Here is a 16373-nt window from a genome sequence, read left to right as displayed (position 1 = left end):
CGTCGCGAAAATTAGCGTCGATCGTTGATGCGCGTGACGTGCGGTGTGTCCGGAGAAGAGCGCTGGACGCGCCGCCTCATGTCGCGAATGTTTTCGCCAGTGCGATAAAGCCTTCCACCGGAATTTCCTCTGCCCGCCGAGTCGGTTCTATGCCGGCTTGGCGAATGAGCGATTCCGCATCGGCGGAAAGCGGCTTGAGGCTTGCGCGCAGCATCTTGCGGCGCTGGCCGAAGGCGGCCGCCGTCACGCGCTCCAGCGCCTTGAGGGGGCAGGCGAGAGGCTCTGCCTTCGGCGTCAGGTGAACGACCGATGAGGTGACTTTGGGCGGCGGGGTGAAGGCCTTCGGGCTGACATCGAAGAGGATTTTCGCTTCCGTGCGCCATCCGGCAAGAACGCCGAGACGGCCATAGGCTTTGGTTCCGGGCTTCGCCACGATCCGCTCCGCCACTTCCTTTTGAAACATCAGCGTCAGGGACGACCACTCGGGCGGCCAATCCTCGCAAGCGACCCAGTTGACGAGAAGCTGCGTGCCGACGTTGTAAGGCAGGTTAGCAACGATCTTGAGCGGCCCGCCGTGCGCCACATCCCTCAGGGCGACCTTCAAGGCATCGCCCTCGATGATCTCCAGGCGGCCGGAGTAATGGTCGGAAATCTCGGCCAGCGCACCGAGACAGCGCCGGTCCTTTTCCACCGCGACGACACGTTTGGCGCCGGCTGCCAGAAGCCCGCGCGTAAGACCACCCGGACCGGGGCCCACCTCAAGCACCGTCATGTTTTTCAGATCGCCCGCTGAACGCGCGATGCGGGATGTGAGGTTGAGATCGAGCAGGAAGTTTTGGCCGAGGGATTTGCGCGCGTCGAGACCGTGCTCGCGTATCACTTCCCTGAGCGGGGGGAGATCGTCGATCTGGCTCATCCGAAGGCTGCGCCTTAGTCGATCGTGCGCGGGTCGGCAAGCGCGGCGGCAAGGCGGACGGCCGCCTCGAAGCTTGTGGAGCGAGCCTTGCCCGTTCCGGCGAGCGAAAATGCCGTGCCGTGGTCGGGCGACGTGCGCACGAAGGGCAGGCCGAGCGTTGCGTTGACCGCTTCGTCGAAGGCGACGGTCTTTACCGGCACGAGCGCCTGATCGTGGTACATGGCAAGGGCGCAATCATAGGTTTCACGCGCCCGCTCGTGAAAGAGCGTATCGGCAGGATGCGGGCCGGTGGCGGTGATGCCGGCAGCCTTCAACTCATCGATCGCCGGGGCGATGATCTCTACCTCCTCGCGGCCCATGGTTCCGTTTTCGCCGGCATGCGGGTTAAGGCCGCAAATAGCGAGGTGGGGATCGGCGATGCCGAAACGCTCCTGCAGGTCACGCGTGACGATTTTCGCCGTGGAGACGATCAACTCCCTCGTCAAGGCGGAAGGCACGTCCTTCAAGGGAATATGCACCGTCACCGGGACGACCAGCATGTCCGGCCCCGCCAGAAGCATGACTGCCTGACGCCATCCGCCTTCGAACTTTGCCGCAAGCGCGCCCAGAAACTCCGTGTGACCGGGATAGGTAAAGCCTGCGTCGTAGAGGACCTTTTTCGAAATCGGGTTGGTGACCACCGCCGAGGCTACGCCTGAGCGCACATCCTCCACCGCCTGCTCGATCGATTTGACGACTGCCTTGCCTGAGCCGGGCACGGGTTCTCCCGGAAGGTCGTCAAGTCCGATCGCAACCGGGACGACCGGCAGCGCATCGTTGAAAACCTCGACCGTATCGCCCGGCTCGACCTGCTTTATCGGTACGTTCAGGTTTAACCTTTGCGCTCGTTTTTGCAGAAGATCCGCATCGCCAAGCACATAGAAGGCGGGCAGCCCTTCGCGCATGCGCCTCGACCACGCCATCAGCGTAATATCCGGCCCGATGCCGGCGGGTTCGCCGAGAGTGACAGCAAGGGGGAGGGAGGGGTTGCGCATGATCAGCGATAGTCGATCAGGGCGCGGCGTCGCAGGTCGCGAAGATATTGACGTGACATCTGCTGTCCTTCCTTCGCGCGCAGTTCAACCTCAAGCGCCGCGCGCGCATCCGCCGTGCCGGCGAATTCGCGCTTGTCGCACAGGGCAGTCACCTCGTAGCCCTTGTCGCCAAGTTCCACTTCGACGGCCCGCCCGATCGTCGTCTGCTTGACCTTGTCGCGCAGATTTGGCGGGATCTCGGATTCAAGAAGGCGGCGCGCTGGCATGGCCACGACTTCCTTAAGGCCCTCAGCGATATTCCTGGCCTCTTCGCAGGTCGTGAAGCGGGAGCGGAACTGATCGACCTCGCGCTTGCGCTGTGCCTTGTAAGAGTTCGAAGCCTTGGAAGGTACGACGAACACGAACTGCTGGAGGCTGTATTCCACGCTCTTGTTGGCACTTTCGGATTCCTGCTCGCGGAGCGCGGCGATGACATCGGCGTCCGAAATCTTCACCTCCGCCCTGAATCTGAGGCGCACGGCCTCACTCCAGGCGATCTGGGCCCGCAGGCGGTCCTTCAATGTTTCGGGCCTGACGCCCTGCTGGCGGAGGGCCGCGGACAGGCGGCTTGGCGTCAGCTTGACGTTTCTCGCGATGTCGGAGAATGCGGAATCCACTTGGGATTCCGAAACATCGATATTCAACCGGCTGGCTTCCTGCAGCTGCAACGTTTCGTCCACCAGTTCCTCCAGCGCGGCCTTGCGTGCCGCCGCTCCCGAACGCCGGCTCGTCAGCTGAATAAGCTTCGCGCGCTGATCGACGTCAAAGCTGGTGATCGCCTTGTCGTTGACGATCACTGCGATCTTGGTGGCCGCGCCTGCCGGCGTGCCCGCCGAAGCGGCAAGAAACAGAAGAAGAAAGGAGAGGCGGAACAAGTGCATCAAGTTCATCTTTTCGCTCCGTGGCCGAGCATATCCGCGGCGGAACAGATTTGTTTTTCTCATATCCGGTTGTGGCACATGCCTACGCCGAATTGAAGGGCGTCGTGCGGCGGAAACCGGCAATCCATTCGTTCCGAAAACGGAGCGTCGCACCTTCGCGGGGTCAATTCTACGCTACTCTTCCGAAATGCCGGACGAGAACTGCGTCGCCCCCAGAGTGCGGAAGCCGAGGCGAAGGAAGAACAGCCTGTCCGTCAGTTCGCCGTTGTTCCGGCTCCTGTCTTCCGAATAGGTCATCGAGACGGAAAAGCCTTCGTCGTCGTAGCCGACGCCGATCCCGTTTTGAACGACATTGGCGTTTTCGACGTCATATCTCAGCGAACCGAACAGACGCCAGTTTTCCTCGATGCGAAGGCTGGTGGAGCCAAGCAATTCCTCACGCGGGTCGTCTATTCCAAGGTCAGGCTGCGCGTCGAGGAAGGCATAAGCCAGCGTGCCGACGACGGGGCCGTATATGCCGGACGCCTGAACCTGCGCGCGGTTCACGTTGAAATCGTCGCGGTCGAAACGCGCTTGCGCGCCGACGCGGAAACCGAACGTGGAATCGAAATAGAGGCTGCCGACATAGTCTGACTGTGTGGAATCGAGGCCGGAATTGCCGGTAGCATCTAGGATGTCCGGCGTGGCGAAGGAGTTTTCGCCGGCAAGCTGATACGAGCGGCCGAAAAGCGCGCTGAGATGGCTGCCCTGGTCGAGCTGTAACTTGTACCTGACGCCGATGTTGGCGCGCGTGCCGCCTTCTGAACGGTCGAAGCCGGAAAACTTGTCCCATTCGAACAGCGTCGTGGAATCGAACACGATGCTTTGCGCGTCCTCATTCGGCAGGTCACCGATGCGTTGCTCGTTGGGCCGGGCAATGATCTGGCCAATCGGTTCCAGGACGTGGTTGCCGCCGTCGAATGTGGCAATGAAGGGATAGCGGTATTCAAGCCCCGCAGCCGGCATGATGCGGCCCACCACCGCCTCGTCGGTCAAGGCGGCGACGTTGTCGTCGGCGGAGGCGAGGAAGAAAACGTCCCCCTGCACATAGGCGAAGGGTGTGAAGACCTGGCCGAGAGGGTCGATCAACGACCTGCGCCACTGCCCGTCGATCGTGGCGCGGGTGAAGGTGCCCTCGACGCCGCGGAAGCGGTTGGTCGTGTTATTGACGCGGATCGCATCCGTCTCGTCACGAGTGAGGCTGGTGAAATTGCCCGCAAGGGAAAGCTCGCCGCCCGCCAGTGGATCTTCGAAGATGTAGTTCCAGTCGATCACCGGATGCACGAAGGGCTGCTTGTCCTGCAGGTCCGAGCCGACCGGGGAAAATGGAACGCCGGGATTCAGCGAAGGGGGATTCGCGGAATAGTCTTCCTGAGAGATGCGGAAGGCATAGGCGTCGGCCTCGAAGCGGTTGCGTTCCGTTTGCCCCAGCAGGAAGACGTTCGAAATGTCGCTGGCGCTGCCGAATTGGGTGAAGTTGTAATCCCTCAGGAACGCCCGGTCTGTACGAAGCGACGCATCCCAACCCCACGACCAGCGGGAGTTGATATTGAACCGGCCGTCCGACGCGATAACGCCGCGAAAATCGCGGTCGCCGCTCGATCCCGCGAATTCTTCCGGTTGTGCCTGGTAAAGCCCGCCCGCGCTGAAGGAATAGCTGCCGTTGGCCAGACGCTGGCGCCATTCCCCCTGGACCAGCGCTCCCTGTTTTGTCAGAGGCGTCGCCTGGAGCAGCAGGTCGCGGCTTTCGTCGATGACGATCTCATAGGGAACGGTCGCGCCGACGCCGACACGATCGCCGATGACGAGCGAAGGTACGAGGAAGCCCGTCTTGTTACGCACCGTGGGATCGGGCATCGACAGATACGGCAGATAGGCGATCGGTTTGCCGAAGAATTCGAACTTCGCGTCTTCGAAGTAGATCGTCTGTTCCTGCTGATTGTGGATGATCTTCGCCGCAGTCACGCGCCAGAGCGGGGGCTTGCCCGGCGGCGTCGTCGGGCGGGTGTAGACGGTGTAGAGCCCGTTTTCGAAGGTTGTCAGGTTTCCGTCAGCCCGGTTCGCGCTGCCCGCGATGAAGCGCGTGCGCTGGGGCGTGTCTAGCTGAAGCGCCTTGGCGAAACCGTTGCGGAAATCCTCAGAAAGTGTCAGCGTTTCCGCCGTTACGACGTTGCCATCCGGCTCCGTCATTCTCACGTTGCCGGAAGCCGTGAACGTTTGATCCCGGCGGTTGAGATCGACCCGTTCGGCTTCCACCGCATAATCGCCATAGTAGATCTGAACGTTGCCGATTGCGGAAATGATGTCCCGGTCGAAGTCGTATCGAAGCTCGCGGGCTTCCAGGAGGAGAGGGGTTTCTTCCTCCACGGATGAGCCTAGGGCGCCGAGAACCGCATCGCCTTGCGCGCGAAGCTCCGCCGAGCCCGTCAGCGCCGATGCGAAAACGATTCCCGCAAGCGCGGTGGTGCGCAGGAGAATGTCCGTGAGGTTGCGGGCGCGCGGGGACGCAGTGCGCGCGATTTTCGCGCGCGTGTCACGAACCGTATGCGGGAAGAGCTGCGGCTTGCCCATCAGCCGTCTTCCTGATGCAAGAGGATCGTGCAACCCATCAAAATACCCAGTACTCCAGGAGCCCATGCGGCAACGACTGGCGGCACGAGGCCCGCACCACCGAAATCTTTCGCCAGTTCGGAGAGAACGTAAAGCACGAACCCGGCGAGGATGCCACCCACAATCAAACGTCCGATCCCACCCATACGCGAAACTCTTAGTGAAACCGAAGCGGCGATCAGCACCATCGCCGCCAGAAGCAGAGGTCGAGATAGAAGTACCTGATATTGAAGCGAATATCGATAGGCGGGCAGACCCGCGCGTTCCGAAAGCTCGACAATCCGCGGAAGGTCCCAGAACGCGGTCGCCTCCGGCGCGCCGATACTGGAGCGAATCTCCTCCGGCGTCAGGTATGTGCTGACAGAATAATTCGCGAATTTCTGTGGATCGCCGCCGGTGGTGTAGACGGTGGCATCCGAAAGACGCCAGTTCCCCTCGTCGAGGACCGCCTCGTTCGCTTCGATGCGTTCCAGGAAACTGCCGTTCCGGCCGAAAGTCAGGAGCATTACGCCGAACAGCCTTTCGCCCTGGTCGACGAGCTGGCGCGCGTGAAGGATCGATTCGCCGTCTTTACCGTCCTGACGCAACCACACATCCTCCGTCGTCTGGAGCAGGAAGCTTTGCTCGTGGCTGAAAAGCCCGGCGGCAATCTCGTCGGAGAGGGTTCGCGAATAAACGGCCAGAGGATTGTAAACGGTGATCGCCAGCGTGCCGATAGCCATCCCGACGAAAAGCCCGGGTGCCACGAACTGCCAGACGGACACGCCCGCCGCCCGGGTTACCACCAGTTCGAGAGAGCGGCTGAGCGAAAGGAACGTGGCTATCGAGCCGAACAGGACGGCAAACGGCAGCACTTCCTCCATCAGCTGCGGCACGCGCAGCAATGAAATCAATGCGACGCGAAGGACTGAAAAGCCTTCCTCGTCGCCGGAGCGGCGCACGAGCTCTAGAAAATCGAAGATAAAAATGAGCGCGGCGGCCAGGAGGAAGAGGCCGGCTATAGCGCCGATAAAGCGACGGGAGAAATAGGAGGCGAGCGTAAATCCCTTGAGCGTCATGATCAGGCGACCCCGCCCGATCTGTCGGCACGCTTGCGCGACAGGAACTCTTCCGCACGCTCGGCAAGATGCTCGGCACGGGTGACAAGGGAAACGATCCATGCGGGACGGGAAGACATCAGGCTGAGCCAGAGTGCGGCCGCAAACCCGGCCACCGGTACGGCGTAGAGTGCGAAACGGGCCGCAGGTGCCGCGGAAACCAATGTCAGCGCACCGAAACCAACCGTGCGAAGCGCTATGCAGGCCGTGATCGCGGTCAGGAGTGCGACACTGCGGTTCTGGCGCGTCGTGCGCGCCGTTCCAAGACACGCCAGTACGATCATTGCGAAGGCGAACGGATAAAGCGGCTGACTGAGCCGGTCATGTATTTCCGCGAGGATCCTGTCCTGGTTCTCCGCAGCGTAACTATCGCCGGGCGGCGGGCTGAGGAGTTCGCGCATTGATCGCTCGGTCGCCTTGTAGGTGGGTTCCGCAGCCTGAGGGATAAGGCTTGAAAGATCAAACGCGTAAGACTGGAAGCGCACGATCGAAATCGCGCCGCTGCCGCGCGTGCGCCGCTGGATCGTGCCATCCTGCATGACGAGCAGCGTGTGGTCTGCAGCTTCCACGATTCGCCCGCGTGCGGCTTCATAAGTGCTGATGGTGCCCGCCGCCCGCTCGTCGTGCATCATCAGCCCGTCGAGCTGACCGTCGCCGGACCGGTTGCGGATATGGAAGGTCAGGCCGTCCTCGACGCCGATGAAGCGCCCCGGCTTGACGATGTTTGCGACAAGATCGACGCGAACGCGCGTAATTTCGTTGCGCAGCAGGGAAAGGGAAGCCGGAGAAAGATATAGCGCCAGAAACGCTGATAGAAGGCCGACGCCGCAAGCGAACAGCAATACCGGTTTGCGAAGGATATTGCGGGAGGCGCCGGATGCGGTGATGACGATAAGCTCGCTGTCCTGGGACAGGGAATTGAGCACGAGAACGAGAGCGATCAGCAACGCGAACGGAGCGACGGCGAGAACCAGGAACGGCATGGCCAGCATCGTGATGCCGACGAACTGGACAATCGTCTGGCCCTTCGAGGTTACGAGATCAAGCTCCCTGAGCGCCTGCGTCGCCCAGACCACGCCCGACAGCGCGGTCAACGCCATGAAGAAGGCGAGTGTCAGGCGTCGAAAAACATAGCGCTCGAACGTTTTCATGGACACACGGTTGTTTTTTGTCGGCGAATAACGGCAAGTTCGAGAACGGTTTGGCAAGGACCGTGCCGACAGGTGACGCCGAGTCGCTGATGTTCCGGTATTTTTAAACGAATTTAGGTAAAAAAAAGCGGAAGAAAAAGGGTTAACAAACCGTTGGTGCGTCACTGTTGCGAATGCGCAAGGCGTTCGCCGCTTGCCCGATGGATGCAAGCGCGCCATTGTTGGCCTCAACGCTTACCGATCACCGTATCCACTCCGTGATGCGGACCATCCGAAATCTTCGCCAATGAGAAAAGGGAAACCGCCTTGCTGCCCGATATTTCATTCGCCAATCCCGCTGCTCCCAAAAAGGGCGTAGCAGTTGTTTTCGCAGACGAGAAACTGAAACTCGGCCCGGTGGCGGGCGAATACCTCGCCGGTGCCGATGGCCTTCTGGAAAAGGCTGCGAAGGCTGCTTCGTTCAAGGGGAAGGCGAACGCCATCCTCGATCTGATCGCTCCGGCCGGCCTTTCCTGCGACCGGCTGATCGTCATCGGCCTCGGCAAGCCCGGGGAGCTTGGCGAAAGCGAATGGATGAAGCTTGGCGGCGTCGCCATGGGGGCGATCAAATCCACCAAGGCGACGGCGGCAACCGTGCTTCTGGAACTGCCGGATGCTGGGCTTGCGCCGGAAATGGCGACGTCTTTCGCCGCCGGGGCGAAGCTGCGCGCCTACACTTTCGACAAGTACAAGAGCAAAAAGACGAATGACGATGAAAACGGCGAGCCGACCTCACCCGTCAAGCTTGCCATCGGCGTCGAAAATGCCAGAGACGCCAGGAAGCTTTGGACGGCTGGCGATGGCGTTACCGACGGCGTAATACTCGCGCGCGACCTCGTGAACGAACCGGCGAACGTGCTTGACACGGTGGAATTTGCCAAGCGCGCCAAGGCGTTGGAAGCCCTCGGCGTCGAAGTCGAGATCCTTGAAGAAAAGGACATGAAGAAGCTCAAGATGAATGCGCTTCTGGGTGTCGCCCAAGGGTCGGTAAAGCCGCCGAAGCTCGTGATCATGAAATGGAACGGTGGCAAGAAGAACGACAAGCCGATCGCATTCATCGGCAAGGGCGTCGTCTTCGATACCGGCGGCATCTCCATCAAGCCGGCGGGCGGTATGGAGGACATGAAGGGTGATATGGGCGGCGCGGCGGCTGTAACCGGGCTCATGCATGCCCTCGCGGCACGAAAGGCCAAGGCGAATGTGATCGGCGTCATCGGCCTTGTGGAGAATATGCCGGACGCCAATGCGCAGCGCCCGGGCGACATCGTCACCGCCATGTCCGGAGCGACGATCGAAATCATCAATACCGATGCAGAAGGCCGTCTCGTGCTCGCCGATGCGCTCTGGTACACGCAGGACCGCTTCAAGCCCAGGTTCATGATCAACCTTGCGACTTTGACGGGCGCGATCATCGTTGCCCTCGGCAACCATCATGCGGGCATCTTCTCCAACGATGACGAGCTTGCCGAAAACCTTGCCAAGGCCGGCAAGGCGACGGAGGAAAACGTCTGGCGCCTGCCGCTTTCCAAGGATTACGACAAGCTGATCGACACGCCCAATGCCGACATGAAGAATACCGGCGGTCGTGCGGCGGGCTCGATCACCGCGGCACAGTTCCTGCAGCGTTTCGTCAACGACGTACCGTGGGTGCACATCGACGTCGCGGGTACGGCAATGGGAAGTCCGAAAACGGAAATCAGCAAGGGGTGGGCTTCCGGCTTCGGCGTCCGTCTGCTGGATCGTCTCGTTGCCGAGAACTACGAAGGCAAATAAGCCTGCAAGCTTCTGCCTGAAACGAAGAAACCCGCCGTTCACGGCGGGTTTCTTCAAATGGAACGGTGTGGTTACAGATAGTCAGCAGGTCTTGTATGCGCCGCAAGCGCTTACCGCCTCATCGGCCACGAGCGTTCCCATCCCGGCGGTAACGCCCGCAAGGCCCATCACCAGACCGAAGAAAAGAGCAATACGCACAGCCATATAATCCGGACTCCCGTCTCAATCCCGCATTAAATGGGAAGGTAGACCTTCCACGACCCCGAGGCTGTGACGTGAATCACGTCCCGCCCCCTCCGGCGCCAGAGGTTCGCCGCTTCGAGTTGGGAAAGGGTTAATGAAGGAAACTGTGGCCAAGTAAAGTCGCAAGCGCGCGATGAGAGCGTGATGGAATTGGCCTGTTGCGAAAACGCCGCACTTCCTGTTCGCCCGTCGCTCAGGGATTGAAGGTCGGCACTGCCTGCCACGCGCAGTCGCCGTTTTAAAAGAGCACGGGAAATCCCAAGGGTTTAGAATTGAACGGGTTTTCCATGCGCGGGCATGGGGGCGGATTGCGATTGACCTGACCGCGATCAAAGATAACAGTCGCTTGCATGACCGAGGTTCTCTTTTATCACCTGACGTTGCGCCCGCTTGAGGATGTGTTGCCTGGGCTTCTGGAAAAATGCCTTGAGCGGGAATGGCGCGTGGTCGTTCAGACCGGCTCCGACGAAAGAGTGGGTGCGCTCGATTCGCTCCTGTGGACCTATCGCGATGATTCGTTTCTCCCACATGGCGCGGCCGGGGACGGAAACGGGGCCGAGCACCCGGTTTTCCTGACATCCGGGCCGGACAATCCCAACGCGGCGAATGTGCGCTTTCTTGTCGATCGTGCATCGCCCCCGGATCTGGCGCCATACATGCGAGCCGTGTTCGTGTTCGACGGGCACGATCCGGATGCGCTGAACGATGCCCGCGCGCACTGGAAAAGCGCGAAGGACGCCGGCCACGACATTACCTATTGGCAGCAAACGGAACGCGGGGGCTGGGAGCAAAAGGCATGAGTGATACCGGCGATGAGGACTTCATGGCACGGCGCGATGCCGCGCGCGAAAGGCTTGACCGCATTTTCGGATCGAAAGGCGGTGATGCGGATGACCGACGCACATGGTTCGAGGAGGTTTATGACACTGCCGGGGGCGACCCCGCAGCCGTGCCCTGGGCGGACCTCAAGCCGAAGGAAAAGCTTCTGGGATGGCTTGCCCGGCATCCGGGAGAGGGCAGGCGGGCAATCGATATAGCCTGCGGGCTTGGCGACAACGCAGAGGCGATCTCCGCCGCCGGCTATTGCACGACCGCCTTCGATCTCGCGCAAGGGGCGGTTGATTGGGCGCAGGCGCGGTTCCCGAATTCATCCGTGGACTATCTGCAGGCCGACCTCTTTTCGCCTCCCGTGGAATGGCGGGGCGCATTTGACCTCGTCCACGAGTGCTACACCGTGCAGGCGCTGCATGGGGACCTGCGTGAAAAATCCTATTCGGCAATTGCCTCCCTGGTGAAACCCGGCGGAACATTGCTCGTCATCAGCCGTTCGCGTGGCGAGGGCGAGGAAGCTTCCGGTCCGCCGTGGCCGCTGATGCCTTCGGAGTTCGCTCGTTTTGAAGGCGAAGGCCTGAGGCTTGTCGGCAGTAATCCATATATCGTCGAACGGCCTGGACGCATCATCCCGCATGTGATCGCCGAATATCGACGCGATTGAGAGAGGCTTCCGGCTGTCCGATGGACGATCTGAGCGATCCCCGGTTCCATGCCCGCCGGTTGGCAATTCGCGACAAGGTGGCTGCGCTGCGTGCTGAAAATTCCCGGCATGAAGCTTCGGGCGGAAATGACGTTCGGGATATCTATGCAGAGGCTGGATGCGATGCAACGGCCGTACCCTGGGCCGATCTCGCGCCGAAACCTGAACTGATCGACTGGTTGTCGCGGAACCCGGGTCAGGGCATGCGGGCGATCGACGTCGCCTGCGGGCTTGGCGACAACGCAGAGGCGATCTCCGCCGCCGGCTACCGGACAACCGCGTTCGACCTGTCGCGCTGTGCCGTGGACTGGGCGCTGCAGCGGTTCCCCGAGACCGGTGTCGAATATCGACAAGCCGATCTGCTCGACGTGCCGCATGAGTGGCGCGGCGCTTTCGATCTCGTGCATGAATGCCACACGATCCAGACGTTGAACGGAAAAGCGCGCGACAAGGCGTTTTCCGCCATTTCCGATCTCCTTGCGCCTGGCGGGATCCTGCTTGTTCTGGCTTCGCTGCGAAGCGAAGACGCGCAGGTTCCCGGCCCGCCCTGGCCGTTGACGCCTTCGGAGCTTGCCCGGTTCGCAGGCTTCGGCCTTGTACACGACAGCGAAAGGCGCTTTTCGGTTACCTGGTTTGGGCGGGAGTACCCGCAGATTTTTCAGGTCTGGAGGCGGGTGCGATGACGGGGCTTACTTCGCCGGTCTTAGCCGGTCGAGTATCAAAGGCAATTCGCTGAGGTTGGCGATACGGTGGAAGCGCGGATCGTTTTGCGGTTCTTCCGCATGTTCCAGCGCCCACGTGAGGTCATGCGGCACGTGGACACCGTGGCTTCCCGCCCGAAGGGCCGGAAGGACATCGGATTTAAGCGAATTACCGACCATCGCCGCACGCTCCGGCCCGTCGCCGTGGCTGCGGAATATCCGCTCATATGTCTCGGCCTGCTTGTCGCTGACGATCTCCACGGCATCGAAATAGCGGTCGAGGCCGGACTGCGCGAGCTTGCGTTCCTGATCGAACAGATCGCCCTTGGTGATCAAAACGAGGCGAAAAGCCCCGTGTAATGCTTCCAGCGTTTCCTGTGCGTGGGGAAGAGTTTCAACCGGGTGGGAGAGCATTTCGCGCCCCGCCTCCAGGATATCGCCGATAATCTTTGCCGGAACGGCTCCTCCGGTCACCTCTATCGCCGTCTCCACCATGGAAAGGGTAAAACCCTTCACGCCGAAGCCGTAGTGGCGAATATTTCGCTTTTCCGCGGCGAGCAAACGATCCCGCAGATGCTCTTTCGCCGTGAAATCGCTGAGGAGAGTGGCGAAACGCTCCTCCGTCAGCTTGAAGAAGCGTTCGTTGTGCCAAAGCGTGTCATCGGCGTCGAAACCAATTGTCGTAATGGCCATTCGCACCGGTCTTTCGCTTGAGATTAACCGATTGCATAAAGACATGGAAAAAGGCCGGCGTCGTTGCAAAACGCGCCGGCCTTCTTGTCATGAAGCGATATCGGTTTACTGCGTGTCGAGCCTGAGTTCCTCGGTTACTTCCGCAACCTCGACACTGCTTTCCTCCACGCCGCCCGCGTCGGCGGAGGTCTCTTCGTCCGGGTCGCCCGGAGCCTCTTCCGTTGCGGTTGCGTCGGCTTCCATGGCCTCCATCGCGTCCCGGTACTCGTCGATCTTGCCGTAAACATCGCCGACACCGAGTGTTTCCTTCGCCCAGTCGACGACTTCCTGATCGACGATGCTGCCGGTTGCCGCCAGTGTTTCGGCCAGCGCTTCATCAGAGACTGCGGCTTCCAGCTCGGCCGCCTGCGTCTCTGCCTCCGAAAGGTTGCTCTCCGCTTCGGCGAGCGCGGCTGCTTCTTCTGTCTCAAGTGCTGCTGAAAGGGCCTCGATCTCGCCGTTGAGCGCGGCCGCATCCTCTTCGCTGAGGTCGTTCTGATCGATTGCGTTCAACTCGCCGAGGCGGGCTTCAAGGTCCGCGATGGTCGCGTTGGCGTAGTCGAAATCGTTATAACCGTCGAGTTCCGAGAGACCTGCCACCGCGGCCTGAATTTCTGCGAGCGATGCCGCGAAGGCCTCGCGTGCAGCCGCTGCCGCTCCCTCAAGCTCGCCCAGCTCCGCCAGCGCATCCTCATATGCGATCGAATTCGTGATGAACTCCCTGAAGGCGACCATGCGCGGCGATTGGGAATTGATGTAGGCGTTGATGTTGCGCCCAAGCGAATTGTTGCCGCGCAGCTTTGCGTGAATGTTCTTTTCTTTCAGATCTTTGAGACCTTTTTGCTTGCCAAGCGGATGGGCCGAGGGAATAGCGTCAACCTTGGCAAGCGAAGGCCGCGAAGCGGAGTTGCCGCGCGATTTCGTTGATGAGGCGGTGGATTTTCCACGAGATTTTCCCCCGCCCTTTTTGTCGGCACCGAAGATGCCACCGATGAAATCCTGCACGCCGCGCCCGACGGAGTTCACCGCGCCGCCGACTGACCGGCCGTTGCCGCTTGCGACCGAGCTTCCGCCCTTCTTGCCGGAATTTCCGCCGAAGCCATGTCCATTGCCCCGGCCGTTGCCTCCGGCGCTGGCGCTGCCGCCGCCTTTACCGCTGCCGCCGGCGTTCCCATTGCCGCCGCCGTTACCGCCGCCGTTGCCATTTCCACCGCCGTTGCCGCCGCCATTCTTGGCATAGGCCGCCGTCATGTCGTCGAATGTGGGCGAAAGCCCGCTTGCCAGCACGGGCGCCATGGCTATCAGTGATGCACACGCTGTTACCGTCAGCGCTTTGTTGATTAGTTTCATGAGCGGACTTCCTCCGGATCTCTGCAATTCCCCGACTCAATGTAACGTCGCGGGCATTACCTGCGTGATAAGGAAATGTGTCGTCTTTGAGTCAAAGTTTACCGTCGTTTCTTTCTGATACGCTGGCGATGCGAAATGGTCACATTGCGAGTTTCAGCGATATCGCAGCGGCATTTTGGACGTGCATCATTACGCCTGATCGGGAAGGGCAGTGCCGGCCCGCACGCCAAATGGTTGGGAAAATCGCTCCCGGTCCCGCATTTGCCGAAGGCCCGCCGTGGTGGCGAAGCTTGTTATCGTGGCTGATAGATCCTGGCGCGAAAGGTTGGGCGATGGAACCGCGCATGAACGAGCAGGCTCACTTGTGCACCTCGGACGCCGCGCCTTTCTCAAGCCCTTCGCGCAAGTGCTGCGTGTCCTCTTCCTTCGCAAAGTGAAGCGTGTCCAGGAAGCCGTCTATCGTGAAGTCCGGATCGAGCGACTTGATACGGCCCATATGCGCCGCCGCGGCGGTCTGATCGCCGAGCCAGCCGTAGGAGGCGGCGATGAAGGCGTGCTGCAGCACATCGGTCGACGACATGTGCATGAAAGCTTCGATCGCTTCGGAATATTGCCGGGCGGTGAAATGCGCCTTGCCGAGGTGGCTCCAGAACCGCTCGGGATGATGCGGATTGAGTATCATCGCCCGTTTGATCCAGTCGATCCCTTCCTTCGGGTTGCCGAGCCAGGTAAGCAATTCACCCTGTTGGACGACCACGAGATCGTAATTGGGATTGAGCGCAAGCGCCCGTTCCTGGTGGTAGCGTGCGTGGGTGAGGTCGTTCCGGTTTACGTTGATGGCGGCAAGGATGCGGTGGACGTCGGCGTCGTTGTCGTCCAGCGACAGGGCGAGCTCGAGTTCCCGTTCCACTTCCGCGAATGTTGCATTCGCGTCGTCGCACCAGCCATAAACCCAGGACTGGCCGAGGATACACCCGCGCCAGGCGTGAGCATGGGCGTAGTCTGGATCGAGTTCAAGCGCGCGGGCGATCAGGGTCTGCGCCAATTCGTTGTCTTCGCGTGCGCTGCGGTGATGACGCACCTTGGCGGCAAGCACGCATTCGTAGGCTTCCATGTTCGATGGCGTCTTGCGCGCGAGCCTGTCCTGCTGGGCGGCCTCAACCCGGCCGGGCAGCGTTGCTACGATTGCAGACGTCACTTCATCCTGAATGGCGAAGATATCGTCGAGCTTGCGGTCGTATTTCTCCGCCCAGATATGTGCATCCGTTGCCGAATCGATGAGCTGGACGGTAACCCGCAGCCGGTCGCCGCCCTTGCGCACGCTCCCTTCCACGAGGTATTGCGCACCCAGTTCTTGCGCAACCTCGCGTAGGTTTACCGACCTGCCCTTGTAGACGAAGCTCGAATTGCGCGAGATGACGAAAAGCTCGTGCCGGCGCGAAAGCTCGGTCAGGATATCCTCCGTCAGACCGTCGACGAAGAACTCCTGATCCGGATCGTCACTCATGTTCGCGAACGGGAGAACCGCGATGGTCGGCTTGTTCGTCCGGGGGCGCTCGCGGTCTTTCGCCTGAGTTTCGCCCCGCCCTTCGTTCGGGCTTGCGACAAGCGCGCGCCACACGTGTACGGGCCGCGCGATATTCTTCAAGGAGCGTTCGCCGAGATCTTCGAAACCGATGTCCAGGCGGTCCCTGACCTGATCGTATACGGCCTGCGACACGCAAAAACCGCCGATATCCGCAAGCTGCTCGATACGCGCGGCGACATTCACGCCGTCGCCGAATATGTCGGCGTCCTCAAAGATGATATCGCCGAGGTTGATGCCGATCCGGAACTGGATGCGCCGCTCATCAGGAACATCCGCGTTCCGGCGAGACATCCGCTCCTGTATCTCGGTGGCGCAACGCACCGCATCCGCAACGCTCTGGAATTCGACGAGCATCCCGTCGCCCGTCGTCTTGATGATATTGCCCTGGTTCTTGGCGATCGCCGGGTCGATCAGCTCGATCCGATGCGTTCTGAGCCGCGCGAGCGTGCCTTGCTCATCGATTTCCATAAGCCGGGAATATCCGGCCATGTCTGCTGCAAGCACCGCGGCAAGTCGTCTTTCCATGTTTTCTTCCTCTTGGAAAGAGATTGTACCACGAGACGATTGCTTAAAAATCAAGTGTTTTTAGTTGAATGAGCGTTGCTGCGGAACTGCCGACGCCAGCGTTCAGATGTAATAAACAGTT

The 16373-nt window shown here is 60.8% G+C and carries 14 protein-coding genes; 4 read left to right on the top strand and 10 right to left on the bottom strand.

The features are described 5' to 3' along the window. Positions 1 to 76 precede the first annotated feature (76 nt). From rsmA to lptF, 6 genes are all read right to left on the bottom strand, one after another. The gene (gene rsmA, locus HPQ64_RS14715) at positions 77 to 916 is read right to left on the bottom strand and encodes a 16S rRNA (adenine(1518)-N(6)/adenine(1519)-N(6))-dimethyltransferase RsmA (RefSeq protein WP_172889265.1); all 840 of its coding nucleotides are present in this window, start codon (positions 914 to 916) and stop codon (positions 77 to 79) included. Between the two features lie 14 nt (positions 917 to 930). Next, complete coding sequence (pdxA, locus tag HPQ64_RS14710; RefSeq protein WP_172889264.1) at positions 931 to 1950, bottom strand: 4-hydroxythreonine-4-phosphate dehydrogenase PdxA; 1020 nt, start codon at positions 1948 to 1950, stop codon at positions 931 to 933. Positions 1951 to 1952: 2 nt separating this feature from the next. Then, the gene (locus tag HPQ64_RS14705) at positions 1953 to 2879 is read right to left on the bottom strand and encodes a SurA N-terminal domain-containing protein (protein WP_210260283.1); all 927 of its coding nucleotides are present in this window, start codon (positions 2877 to 2879) and stop codon (positions 1953 to 1955) included. A gap of 165 nt (positions 2880 to 3044) precedes the next feature. After that, positions 3045 to 5480, bottom strand: coding sequence for an LPS-assembly protein LptD (locus HPQ64_RS14700; RefSeq protein ID WP_172889263.1), 2436 nt, complete (start codon positions 5478 to 5480; stop codon positions 3045 to 3047). Then, positions 5480 to 6577: an LPS export ABC transporter permease LptG gene (lptG, locus tag HPQ64_RS14695; RefSeq protein WP_172889262.1), complete on the bottom strand. Its 1098-nt coding sequence runs from the start codon at positions 6575 to 6577 to the stop codon at positions 5480 to 5482. The genes HPQ64_RS14700 and lptG overlap by 1 nt, the downstream gene beginning before the upstream one ends. A gap of 2 nt (positions 6578 to 6579) precedes the next feature. Then, entirely contained in the window at positions 6580 to 7767 is a 1188-nt protein-coding gene (gene lptF, locus HPQ64_RS14690; RefSeq protein ID WP_172889261.1) for an LPS export ABC transporter permease LptF, read from the bottom strand. 306 nt (positions 7768 to 8073) lie between these two features. Between lptF and HPQ64_RS14685 the strand changes: the two genes are divergently transcribed. Continuing rightward, positions 8074 to 9579 (top strand): leucyl aminopeptidase, encoded by a 1506-nt coding sequence (locus tag HPQ64_RS14685; protein WP_172889260.1) that lies wholly within the window; start codon positions 8074 to 8076, stop codon positions 9577 to 9579. 81 nt (positions 9580 to 9660) lie between these two features. On the opposite strand, the gene HPQ64_RS20640 is transcribed toward HPQ64_RS14685, so the two are convergent. After that, positions 9661 to 9783 carry a hypothetical protein gene (locus tag HPQ64_RS20640; protein ID WP_281358302.1) on the bottom strand — a complete coding sequence of 41 codons (123 nt, stop codon included), beginning with the start codon at positions 9781 to 9783 and terminating at the stop codon, positions 9661 to 9663. A gap of 389 nt (positions 9784 to 10172) precedes the next feature. Between HPQ64_RS20640 and HPQ64_RS14680 the strand changes: the two genes are divergently transcribed. The 3 genes from HPQ64_RS14680 to HPQ64_RS14670 are packed head-to-tail and all read left to right on the top strand — an operon-like array spanning position 10173 to position 12039. Next, entirely contained in the window at positions 10173 to 10622 is a 450-nt protein-coding gene (locus HPQ64_RS14680; protein WP_172889259.1) for a DNA polymerase III subunit chi, read from the top strand. Further along, positions 10619 to 11317 carry a class I SAM-dependent methyltransferase gene (locus HPQ64_RS14675; RefSeq protein WP_172889258.1) on the top strand — a complete coding sequence of 233 codons (699 nt, stop codon included), beginning with the start codon at positions 10619 to 10621 and terminating at the stop codon, positions 11315 to 11317. Before HPQ64_RS14680 ends, HPQ64_RS14675 begins: the two co-directional genes overlap by 4 nt. Before the next feature lie 20 nt (positions 11318 to 11337). After that, a complete protein-coding gene (locus HPQ64_RS14670; RefSeq protein WP_172889257.1) occupies positions 11338 to 12039 on the top strand; it encodes a class I SAM-dependent methyltransferase in 702 nt (233 codons plus the stop codon). Between the two features lie 6 nt (positions 12040 to 12045). On the opposite strand, the gene HPQ64_RS14665 is transcribed toward HPQ64_RS14670, so the two are convergent. From HPQ64_RS14665 to HPQ64_RS14655, 3 genes are all read right to left on the bottom strand, one after another. Continuing rightward, a complete protein-coding gene (locus tag HPQ64_RS14665) occupies positions 12046 to 12750 on the bottom strand; it encodes an HAD family hydrolase (protein WP_172889256.1) in 705 nt (234 codons plus the stop codon). A 105-nt stretch (positions 12751 to 12855) separates the two neighbouring features. Further along, a complete protein-coding gene (locus tag HPQ64_RS14660; RefSeq protein WP_172888615.1) occupies positions 12856 to 14139 on the bottom strand; it encodes a hypothetical protein in 1284 nt (427 codons plus the stop codon). A 358-nt stretch (positions 14140 to 14497) separates the two neighbouring features. Further along, the gene (locus tag HPQ64_RS14655) at positions 14498 to 16252 is read right to left on the bottom strand and encodes an adenylate/guanylate cyclase domain-containing protein (RefSeq protein WP_172889255.1); all 1755 of its coding nucleotides are present in this window, start codon (positions 16250 to 16252) and stop codon (positions 14498 to 14500) included. Positions 16253 to 16373 lie beyond the last annotated feature (121 nt).

The sequence above is a fragment of the Hongsoonwoonella zoysiae genome, assembly GCF_013266695.1.
Classification (GTDB): Bacteria; Pseudomonadota; Alphaproteobacteria; order Rhizobiales; family Stappiaceae; genus Hongsoonwoonella; species Hongsoonwoonella zoysiae.
This window is presented reverse-complemented; position numbering and strand designations above follow the sequence as displayed.

Excerpts from the sequence above, each read along its gene's own strand:
- HPQ64_RS14700 (WP_172889263.1), bottom strand. The coding sequence starts at position 5,480 with ATGGGCAAGCCGCAGCTCTTCCCGCATACGGTTCGTGACACGCGCGCG.
- HPQ64_RS14680 (WP_172889259.1), top strand. The coding sequence starts at position 10,173 with ATGACCGAGGTTCTCTTTTATCACCTGACGTTGCGCCCGCTTGAGGAT.
- HPQ64_RS14655 (WP_172889255.1), bottom strand. The coding sequence starts at position 16,252 with ATGGAAAGACGACTTGCCGCGGTGCTTGCAGCAGACATGGCCGGATAT.
- lptG (WP_172889262.1), bottom strand. The coding sequence starts at position 6,577 with ATGACGCTCAAGGGATTTACGCTCGCCTCCTATTTCTCCCGTCGCTTT.
- pdxA (WP_172889264.1), bottom strand. The coding sequence starts at position 1,950 with ATGCGCAACCCCTCCCTCCCCCTTGCTGTCACTCTCGGCGAACCCGCC.
- lptF (WP_172889261.1), bottom strand. The coding sequence starts at position 7,767 with ATGAAAACGTTCGAGCGCTATGTTTTTCGACGCCTGACACTCGCCTTC.
- HPQ64_RS14660 (WP_172888615.1), bottom strand. The coding sequence starts at position 14,139 with ATGAAACTAATCAACAAAGCGCTGACGGTAACAGCGTGTGCATCACTG.
- rsmA (WP_172889265.1), bottom strand. The coding sequence starts at position 916 with ATGAGCCAGATCGACGATCTCCCCCCGCTCAGGGAAGTGATACGCGAG.
- HPQ64_RS14670 (WP_172889257.1), top strand. The coding sequence starts at position 11,338 with ATGGACGATCTGAGCGATCCCCGGTTCCATGCCCGCCGGTTGGCAATT.
- HPQ64_RS14665 (WP_172889256.1), bottom strand. The coding sequence starts at position 12,750 with ATGGCCATTACGACAATTGGTTTCGACGCCGATGACACGCTTTGGCAC.
- HPQ64_RS14705 (WP_210260283.1), bottom strand. The coding sequence starts at position 2,879 with ATGAACTTGATGCACTTGTTCCGCCTCTCCTTTCTTCTTCTGTTTCTT.
- HPQ64_RS20640 (WP_281358302.1), bottom strand. The coding sequence starts at position 9,783 with ATGGCTGTGCGTATTGCTCTTTTCTTCGGTCTGGTGATGGGCCTTGCG.
- HPQ64_RS14675 (WP_172889258.1), top strand. The coding sequence starts at position 10,619 with ATGAGTGATACCGGCGATGAGGACTTCATGGCACGGCGCGATGCCGCG.